Annotated in this window: 9 protein-coding genes and 1 pseudogene; 4 read left to right on the top strand and 6 right to left on the bottom strand. The window is 42.2% G+C overall.

The window, feature by feature from the left end:
• Positions 1 to 56: 56 nt before the first annotated feature.
• Positions 57 to 152 (top strand): annotated as a pseudogene (locus JC606_RS12055) (glutathione transferase); the annotation flags it as partial.
• A gap of 140 nt (positions 153 to 292) precedes the next feature.
• Here the strand turns inward: JC606_RS12055 and JC606_RS12050 are convergent.
• Complete coding sequence (locus tag JC606_RS12050) at positions 293 to 1,237, bottom strand: LysR substrate-binding domain-containing protein (protein ID WP_004736845.1); 945 nt, start codon at positions 1,235 to 1,237, stop codon at positions 293 to 295.
• A 120-nt stretch (positions 1,238 to 1,357) separates the two neighbouring features.
• Here JC606_RS12050 and add point away from each other — a divergent pair, with 120 nt between their 5' ends.
• Entirely contained in the window at positions 1,358 to 2,356 is a 999-nt protein-coding gene (gene add, locus JC606_RS12045; protein WP_198778658.1) for an adenosine deaminase, read from the top strand.
• A 151-nt stretch (positions 2,357 to 2,507) separates the two neighbouring features.
• A complete protein-coding gene (locus tag JC606_RS12040; protein ID WP_004736847.1) occupies positions 2,508 to 3,101 on the top strand; it encodes a sugar O-acetyltransferase in 594 nt (197 codons plus the stop codon).
• A 76-nt stretch (positions 3,102 to 3,177) separates the two neighbouring features.
• Here JC606_RS12040 and JC606_RS12035 read toward each other — a convergent pair whose 3' ends face one another.
• The 4 genes from JC606_RS12035 to JC606_RS23365 all read right to left on the bottom strand — a co-directional run bounded on the left by JC606_RS12035 (position 3,178) and on the right by JC606_RS23365 (position 6,638).
• Positions 3,178 to 5,070 (bottom strand): methyl-accepting chemotaxis protein, encoded by a 1,893-nt coding sequence (locus tag JC606_RS12035; protein WP_198778659.1) that lies wholly within the window; start codon positions 5,068 to 5,070, stop codon positions 3,178 to 3,180.
• 300 nt (positions 5,071 to 5,370) lie between these two features.
• Positions 5,371 to 5,577, bottom strand: coding sequence for a hypothetical protein (locus tag JC606_RS12030; protein ID WP_004736849.1), 207 nt, complete (start codon positions 5,575 to 5,577; stop codon positions 5,371 to 5,373).
• 356 nt (positions 5,578 to 5,933) lie between these two features.
• Positions 5,934 to 6,473, bottom strand: a complete 540-nt coding sequence (locus JC606_RS12025; RefSeq protein WP_198778657.1) for a disulfide bond formation protein B — start codon at positions 6,471 to 6,473, stop codon at positions 5,934 to 5,936.
• 9 nt (positions 6,474 to 6,482) lie between these two features.
• Positions 6,483 to 6,638, bottom strand: a complete 156-nt coding sequence (locus tag JC606_RS23365) for a DUF5993 family protein (protein WP_004736852.1) — start codon at positions 6,636 to 6,638, stop codon at positions 6,483 to 6,485.
• Between the two features lie 332 nt (positions 6,639 to 6,970).
• Between JC606_RS23365 and JC606_RS12020 the strand changes: the two genes are divergently transcribed.
• Positions 6,971 to 9,232 carry a hypothetical protein gene (locus JC606_RS12020; RefSeq protein ID WP_198778656.1) on the top strand — a complete coding sequence of 754 codons (2,262 nt, stop codon included), beginning with the start codon at positions 6,971 to 6,973 and terminating at the stop codon, positions 9,230 to 9,232.
• Between the two features lie 90 nt (positions 9,233 to 9,322).
• Here the strand turns inward: JC606_RS12020 and JC606_RS12015 are convergent, their stop codons facing one another.
• Positions 9,323 to 9,583, bottom strand: coding sequence for a DUF5062 family protein (locus JC606_RS12015; protein ID WP_017072477.1), 261 nt, complete (start codon positions 9,581 to 9,583; stop codon positions 9,323 to 9,325).
• Positions 9,584 to 9,806: the final 223 nt, after the last annotated feature.

The following is a 9,806-nucleotide window of genomic DNA, read 5'->3' as shown; positions in this document are numbered from 1 at the left end:
AAGAGTCAAGCACATGGGACAGGCATGTCTTCGCTCTGAATTAAGCAACAAAGCCCCCTGATGGTCATAAGCTGGAGATACACTCAGGCTCACTTAAAAGTAGGTTAGAGGCACTTAAAGCGAAACCATACAGCGGACTCATTTGGCTTTAAGCACGATAAGCGTTTAAATACTCTTTAATTTAACGGCAGCCTAAAAAGGCAAATTCACTCAACTTATGCTCACAAACAGCTTCATCGAGCTGCCTGAAAAACATTTTATTGCGCTCAATAATTAGTAAATCAATAACCTACTATTGAGAGTCTTGCGTCTTTTTAACAATCAGCTCTCGCAACCAGCGATGGCTAGGCTCAGAATCAAAGTAATGGTGCCACAATAAAAATAACCCTCCAGGTACCAAATCGATGGGAACTGGCTTCATCACAAGTTCACCGCTATCGATATAATCGCGCACCGAGTTGTATGGATAGCACATCAACAGGTCGCTCTGTTTACAGAGTTTGATAGCACTAGTGATATCCGACACGTTCGCGGCCTTGTTGATCTCTAACTGCTTAGCGTTAAGCACTTCCATCAATAACCAGTCGCCCGCTCCGCCCGTCACCAATTGTATGTGTCGATACTTAAGAAAGGTGTCGAGGTTCCACTCTTCTTGCAAAGCGGGGTGATCATTACGCATTAAACAAACAGAATAATCTAGGCACAACTCAACGTAATCCAACTCATCCGGAATACATTGCACATGGGTTGAAGCACGTTCATCTAATTCAAAAATACCGATACCAAAATCGACTTCGCGCTTGAGTAAACGTTTGAAACTATCACTACTCCACGTTGAGCTGTTGATGGTGATATGGGGGGCATCGGCAAGCGCTGTCGGCATAAATTGCGGATAAACCGCAGTGTAGGCGGTCTCAACCAGGTCTATAGTGAAAGTACGCTCACTCTCCTTAGGATCGAACACCTCAGGGACAGTTAGCTTTTCGATTTGCAGCAAAATTTGGTGGATCTTGGGCGCTAATACGAGTGCTTTTGGGGTTGGGAATAGCCCTTTAGACTCACGCTCAAATAGCGGGTCGTCAAACAAAGCTCGGAGCTTAGTGAGTTGTTTGCTTACAGCAGATTGGCTCAAAAACAGTCGCTCTGCCGTTTTGCTCACGCTGCGTTCTTCAATCAGAACGTGTAAGCACAACAGTAAATTCATATCGCATTTAAGTAAGCTTTTAACATCGACCATGATATTCCCCAAGTTCAGGTTAATGATGATTATTTGTCACTTTAAATCATATCATGCTCTTGGTAAATTGAGCGCATGTGAGTTAACACACTCAAAGAATAATAGAATTAAGGAATACTCATGGATTTTCTAGCACTACCAAAGATTGACTTACACTGCCACCTAGACGGAAGTGTTCGCCCAGATACGATTATTGATCTAGCAAAGCAGTACAATATCGAACTACCTGAAGACCGTGATGCGGTTGTTCAATCTCTAACAGTGCCTGAAGATTGCAAAAACCTAGATGAGTACCTAGCTTGTTTCAGCCTGCCACTAAAAGTGATGCAAACTGAAGAAGCGATTGAGCGTATCTCTTTTGAGCTTTACGAAGACGCAGCACTAGAGAACGTTAAGTACCTAGAAGTTCGTTTCGCACCAATCCTGCACGTGAATAAAGGCCTGTCTCTTGACGCGATCATTGCAAGTGCAGTGAAAGGCATGAAGCGTGCTGAAGAGAAATACGACATCAAGGGCAACTACATTATGTCTGTACTGCGTATGTTCCCTAAAGATTCAATCAAAGACGTGATCGATGCAGGTAAGCCATACCTTGGTAAAGGCGTTGTAGCATTTGATATTGCTGGCGGTGAAAAGCCAGGTTTCTGTGCTGAGTTCCCTGAATACACGCAATACGCGATCGAACAAGGCTACCGAGTGACGGTTCACGCAGGTGAGCAATGGCACGGTCAAAACGTTTACGACGCAGTGACTATGCTGGACGCTGAGCGTATCGGCCACGGTGTTCACATCCAAGGTAACGAAGATGCGTACAACATTGTGAAAGAGAAGCAGGTTGCGCTTGAAACTTGCCCAACGAGTAACGTTCAAACTAAATGTATTCATAAATTCAGCGACCACCCAATTTCTGAATTCAAGAAAGATGGCATCATTGTAACAATCAACACCGATAACCGCACTGTGTCGAACACAACAATGACTAACGAAGTGAAACGCGTATGTGAAACTTTCGACCTAACGAAAGAAGATTACGCAGAAATCTACAAGTACTCTGTAGAAAGCGCATTTGCTTCAGACGAAGTAAAGCAGCATCTAATGGGTTTTGTTGAGCAAATCTAACGGTTAAAAGCGCCTTTTGCTGAAGAGCTAGGCTCACTTAACGCTAGTGCTTAAAGGCACAAAATAGGAAGAGAAAGGCTGACGCTTTTCTCTTTTTTTATGTCCATTTATCAGTATTCTGATACCAATATTGATTCGCAAGATATAAACCATGAACACAAAAACAGAACTCGAAAAAATGCTCACTGGCGAGGTTTTTGACGGCGCCGACCATGAGATTAGCCAAATGCGTTCTCATGCCAGTAAAGCCCTGTCAGACTTCAATCAATGTACAGACGATACTCAACAGCCAAGTTTGCAAACAAACCTGTTTGGCAAGATTGGTAGCAGCATAGTGCGTCCCCCTTTTCATTGTGAGTTTGGTAAAACCATTGAGATAGGTGACGATACTTTCATTAACATGAATGTGGTCATGCTGGACGGCGCTAACATCAAAATTGGCAACAATGTTTTAGTAGGGCCAAGCGTTCAATTTTATACCGCCTCTCACTCTCTGGACCACCGCAGTCGTCGTCAGTGGGAAACCTTCTGTTTCCCTATTATCGTTGAAGATGATGTATGGATTGGTGGGAACTCGGTCATTAATCAAGATGTGACGATTGGCGCTCGCTCTGTTATCGCTGCCAACTCTGTCGTCAACAGTGATGTACCACCAGATTGCCTCTACGGCGGCACGCCAGCCAAATTAATCCGGTATCTGAATCGAAAAAATGAAAACAAACACCGTAAAAAAGTGGGATGTTGAATAATCAACATCCCACTTTAAACACCCATTAAATTAACGCCGAGATAATCAAGGTATTATCAAAGGATCATCCATATTAAAGTTTAAAGTGGTTGATCTCTTGCTCTAACTCGTTGGATAACTTAGATAGATTAGCCGCTTTGTCTGAAGTCTGTTGCGCTTCAATCGATAACTCGTTGGACACATCTCTAATACCCTCCGTATTACGAGTAATTTCGTTCGTCACAGAGGCTTGCTCTTCTGCTGCTGATGCTATCTGTGTCGCCATATCACTAATCTGTTCAATAGCCAAATGAATTTGGCCCAAGCTAACTGTTGCAGAGTTTGCATCATCAACACTCGTGCTTGCTAGCTTGCGACTTTCATCCATAATAGATACTGCTTGACCTGTAGTGCCTTGCAACAATTCAATCGTACCTTGTATTTCTTTAGTCGATGCATGAGTGCGCTGACTTAATATTCTCACTTCATCTGCAACTACGGCAAATCCTCGACCTTGTTCACCAGCTCGTGCAGCCTCGATAGCTGCGTTCAAAGCCAACAAGTTTGTTTGTTCCGCGATATCTTGAATCGTTGAGAGTATCGCATTGATACTTTGCCCATGCTGTTCTAATTGCTGAATGATATCGGTGGCTACTTGAACTTCACTCTCCAAACTTTGAATAGAGCTTTGTGTTTCTTGAACTTGACTTGAGCCTGTTGAACATTCAAGAACGGCTTGCTCTGAATTACTTGCTGTAAGGTCAGCGTTACTTGCTATTTCTTGAGTAGCCGCAGCCATTTCATTAACAGCTGTCGCAACCATATTGATTTCATCTTGTTGATAAGAGATTCTCTGCGAGTTACTCGTTGCTTGTTGAGCAATATCTTTAGCCTGTTCAGAAAGCGCGATAGAAACGCCACTTAAACGAGTAACCATCGAGTGCATGTTTTCAACAAAGCGATTAAAACTGTTTGCTAATTTTCCAACTTCATCATTACAACGTGGTTTTATCCGTTGGGTCAGGTCTGCATCTCCTGATGCAATTTCTGCTAGAGCCAGTGAGACATTCTCCAGATCTTTGAATAATACTTTCATTAAAATAAAGATAAACGCAGCTACAGATAGCACGACAAACAATGCTACAAAGATCATATCTCGCAATAGCTCTGATTGATGAGCAGTCTCCGTATTAGCATCCATTTCTATGGCGTACATCCAGTTTGTTTCAGGCACTCGAGAAAAGTAGTAAAATTTATTTTCTTGGTTGATACTGATAGTAACAACCTGTTGTTGGTCAGCTGCTCGTTCAATAAGGTCACTTGTAAAATCAGGCGCAATAAAAGTTGTTGGTTTCAATACAAGGCTATTTTTAGGATGCGCTAAAAAAGTATGACTTTTCATATCAATCAAAATAGCGTGCGCATTTTTGCCTACATTGATATCACTGATACCTTTAAGCAATGAATCTAATGAAATATCTACCCCAACAACACCGTTTAAAATACCTTCTTGCTTAATTGGTCGAGCGATAGTAACCATTAACTGTGCTGTGTTTAAGTCATGATAAGCAGGCGTAATGATTGTTTTATTGGCATTTTTTGCCTCTAAGTACCAAGGTCTCCCTCTCAGGTCGCTAGCTGAATTCCCCGTGAGTGTGTCTAAGGTTTTACCATCCTCTGTTGCAAAATAGGTATCTGCAAACTTTCCGGCTTCTTGTGCTTGGCTTAGAGAAGCAAATATACCAATATTGCTCTCCTTAATATCGATCGACGATAAAACCGATTTTTTGTAGGAAACCCAACTTGATAGATACTCTGTAGCAACATAACTTGAACTTTGGGCTCTGGCTTTGATCGCAGTATTGGTTGCATCATTAAGGCTATTGGCGGAAACCCAAGTCAGAATAGAACCCATGGCTATAACAGCAAAAAGTGATGTAAATGATATTTTTGTTTTTAGGCTAAAATCTTTTATTCTTTGTATCATACTCGTCTTATCTAATATTGGAATAACATGATGTCGGACCAGTATTTTATAGAACAAATAAAAACAATTAATGTCGATATATAACATTTCATTATTAATAAAAAACCAAACGCGCATTTTATACAAATAAATAAACAATAAAATAAAAGCCACGCAAATCATATTCACGAAAATGATGACAAAGTATGGAAGCACTGTGATTTTATGATGAATTAGACGAACAGAAATGAAATAAAAAGAGGCTCGGAACAATCGCCAGTCAAGCCTCTCGAAAGACAATACAGTCACTAACGACCATACTCACTCAAACATATCATCGTGATCGTGGATAGCACCTCTTACATCATCTTGAGTCAACACACGTTTGTCTAAAACATGTTTAACTTGTTTACCCAAATCAACAAGCGCATCTCGATTTGCTTTAGTTTGGCGCTTACCTGCACTTCTGAGACAATAATTAAGCTCATGCTCTTCGCTGAAGTTCACTAGATCTCTATCTGCAGCCATACTTACCTCCTAATTACATTAAACTCAATTAGAAGTCTGGCCTGAAAATGGCTAAATTCAAGTATCAAGTTGACAAAAGAACAAAAAAACAACCAACCGTGGCGCTATCTACCTTTCTTTCCCGCCTTACCAAGGTAATCCACAATATGCTCAAAGTAACCAGGAATCCACAACACCTACCTCCCCCTTCCTCAGATACAAAACAGGCAATCACCGTAATAGATATTTGTGTATTTATCCGAATTGTGAGGAACAATAGTAATGCTTACAAAGCACCGTAATGGAGTCACCCATAAACAACAAAGCCACAGCTGGCGCTGTGGCTCTCTTTTTCACTAAATAAACTGACAGTACAGCTAGCTCAGTAGCCAATAACTAATAGGATTATCAGGGCACTGATAAGGTCCACATTCAACAAAGGTTGCAATGGCATTGAGGGCAACCACAACGATGGCTAATAAGCACGCCACACGCCCCAAGTTACTCACCTTATACGCTTCTTGCGACGGTTCTTTATTGGTCAGTATTAAAATAACGGCAACCGCTAATATGGTCGCAGCAAATAACACGAAAGCCCAAGTGTAATAGTGCATCCCAAAGATAGGACTACCATAGCCAGGCGTGCCTGGAATCACATGCAGCGATACCTGCCGTAGTGAGGTGGCGACACCATACAAGGCACCGATCAAAACAATGCCATAGTGACGAGGTTGAGGCCCATAAACCACATTCAACATAAAGCCAAACGCAACCATTACGAAACCGATGCGCTGCAATAAACACAGCGGGCAAGGCAACTCATGAAGAACAAACTGAAGGATAAAGCCTATCAACAGAACGGCAGTCATACCGAGTAGGCCAAGCGTATTTAGGAGCGTTAATTGATCTCGATTCATGTTAGCTCCTTACAATAAGATGGGTAATGAATCAGTCGCATGGTGATTAAACCAATACAACCCTAGGATCACGGAGCCCGCAAAAAAGCCATAAGCTGCAGTCTTTTTGTCAAAAAAAGCGCATAGCATAGCAACGAGTAATAGTAGAAACAGTAAAGACATCATAAGAGGTATTCCCTCGCTATTTATTAAGTCCAGTCATATTGAACGTCAAAATGAATATCCACACCTACACCACAAACAGCATTCAAAATCGGCAAATTTATGGATTACGGATTAAAAATCATCAATTTAATACTTGTTAGTAAGCGTTAACCTGTCAAGTTTCCACCGCTAACAAAACGCTTCCGCCAAGAGAAGATGCAAGTAACACGCCGAATCAATATAAGAATACGCACCTCAACATCAGGTATACCACGAAACGAAGCACAGATATTAAGATTAGCTACACTTACCAAACAGGGATAACACTTAAGAGTAAATGGCTAGGGAACATAATGAAAACAACACGATTTTTCTCTGCCCTATTTCTTACCAGCCTTACCATTCCCAATATTACTTGGGCTAACTACGCGATCGTTCTGCCCGGTCAACATGAGCAAGGGAGTGATTTACAAGGCAATGAAATATCTACCCACGATGTGATTGATTGGGAGCTCAGCCATAGTGATTTGATATTTGGATCTAATGCTAACCAAAACCTTAAAACCAATATCCCGGCCGTTGGCTACATGTACAACCAAAAGTTAGAGTTGAACTCAGTTGTACTCGAAGACGAGATTAGAGAAATAGCAGAACGATACGACATCGATTACGAAGATTTCTTTTTACACTTTTCAGAAGACACAATCCTTGCAGAGCCAAACCCAACTCATGGCGAGAATACCCTGTTAAACCGCAAACCCATGCTTGTGGGTTATACCACAGACGCAATGCACGCAGGTTTTGCCCTTTACCAGCCACCACCTTGGGATGCCGATGTCTTCGAACACTTCCAACAAGGTGGCGCACTCTACCTTTACCACTCTGAACAATTCGATAGTGTCGATTTTGAGTTTTCACGCTTTGCACAAGGTGGGAAGTTTTGGATTGAATACCCTTCTGAGGTGAACACCAACAATCAAGTCACAGCATGGTCTCATCTTGTTGTAAGTGAAGATAACACCGAGAACATGACTCAAAACCAAGCGGTTAGCTGGCAAGTGCCCTCTGATTGGGTACGAGCAAGCACTCACGATGGTAGTGGCAACAGTTATGGTGGCGGGCAATTTTTTGGCTCCTCTTTTGTCCGTGATGGAGGGCGTTTATACGTAGTAAGAGTGCGTTGGCAAGGCCAAGCAAGTGATATTCGACCTCGTTTAAGTCGTGTCCAGTTCACAGATAGCTTTCCCCAAATGACCAAAGAAGACTTACCGCCTAAAAGCGTTGAGCTTGGTTCTAAAGAGAGTAGCCACAGCCCCTCCCCTAATGAACCAAAGCGTTGGCGAAAAATTCGTGGCTTCGACCAATCGGCCGACCTTAACCAAGACAACTATTTGTCTCCTGCTGAATACCAGAATCGAAGCAACAAATCCGCCACAGCTCGATTTCGTTGGGAATCTCGCGTTATCCCTTTTGGTCGAATGTGGGACCAAAATTCGTCATGGTCGCTAACCAATCTGGCTAATCCCGGGCTATTGATGGCAATGGGCAGTTATTATAGTCAACATTGGACCAAGCTAGGACTTACTGGCGCCTACAACGATGACACCAATAAGCTCTTGGGTAGTAATCAATTTGATATCTACTCTGGGGGTAACATCGCTGAACTTGATGCTATCGCAGGCTCAACTGAAGCTGATGAACGCTATAAACAACAGTTTTCCGCCTTTCTCAAACGATTGACTGCCGTTAATGACAAACCGTTAATTGGGCTCAATATTGGAACAGCTAACCTCTATGGTCGAAATGGACAATCGCACCTCATAGATGCAGGAAACCTGTATTTCAGGGAGCACTATATTTTCCCGTCAACGGGTTTTAGCGGCTATGGCGGGCTATCGAAGTTTTGGGACAACTCAGCACTCGGGTATTCAGGTTCGAAGGTTATTCAACAAGCCACTACGCGCTATGGAAGAGTGCAGTTCTTTGGGAACAACCAAGAAAATTGGCAACAAGACCAGTACTCAACTCTCGCTATCTATTACCTAAACCACCATCCCGAGCAAAGCTATTTCAACCAGTGGAACAGTGGTTACGTGTATGGGAGCAACAGCACCACCACAGATAATTTCTGGAAAGCTGACGTACCCAAAAATATAGCTTACCGACCCACACCACTGCTCAACATTGATCTTGGTGTGCCTTCAAGAGCCATACCAAAGGGCTTTCAACCACTTACACTAATGCTCTCAACCCGCACTCCACAACCTGAGGATTACATGATTGTTGGCAACGCGTCACAATCCCGCATCGCTCACCCAGACCTACCGAATGGCAAGGTTTCACTATTACCTACTCATGCCTATTTCCTTTATCAATCAAATAAACAGGTTGTCGAAGGCGGCCCAGAAGACATGGTGATTGCCAGAGAGTTTGAGCATGGACGTGTTCTCTATCGCACCGATTTTTATGGAAAAAATATTGACTTTTATGCCACAGGGAAAATATCTATTCGATTAGACCCACCAATGAAGCCCGTGAGCGCTAATGGCAAAGTGGGAGAATATCTAGATGAAGTGCAGATAGGTGGTTACCAAGGTTTGATACTTCTTTACTGAAGCAGATCAAACTTGAAATAGTCACCATGAAACAAAGAAACCTAGCAAATGATCGCTAGGTTTCAAAGATAAGAACGAATTACTCTTTTCTTACTTCAGAGGATCATTATCAGGCAATGCGTTGTGTATCCATAAAGCCAAGCGCTTCTTGATATTTGCACCGTCCAACTTACTATCTGGTAACGGAGTGATTTGATTAACTTCAACAAGAAATAGATAAACTGCCTTAACCTTGATTGGTTGGGATGAGTTCGGCAAATCGAAACCTTGCAACTTTGCCATTTTGAAACCGACTTCGAGAGCCTTCTTAACCAGCTTATCTTCATTCATGATCTTTGCGGTTTTCGACATATCATCTCCATCATCTTCGTAGAATGAACCTTGAGTATATCAAACCCAATCTACGACAAGATTACAGTGCTCTCAATTCGAACACTCTATTTAATAAATTACATAAAAAGATTCGCAGATCCAAAACCGCTACCCGCTCAATTAACATTTACAAGATAAATACAAATACGCAAACGATATCTTAACAAAAAACTCAATAAGTGAGATCTTCAGTCAAGAAACC

Origin of the sequence: Vibrio sp. IB15 (genome assembly GCF_016406055.1) — a bacterium.
In the GTDB taxonomy this organism is placed as follows: Bacteria; Pseudomonadota; Gammaproteobacteria; order Enterobacterales; family Vibrionaceae; genus Vibrio; species Vibrio chagasii.
This window is presented reverse-complemented; position numbering and strand designations above follow the sequence as displayed.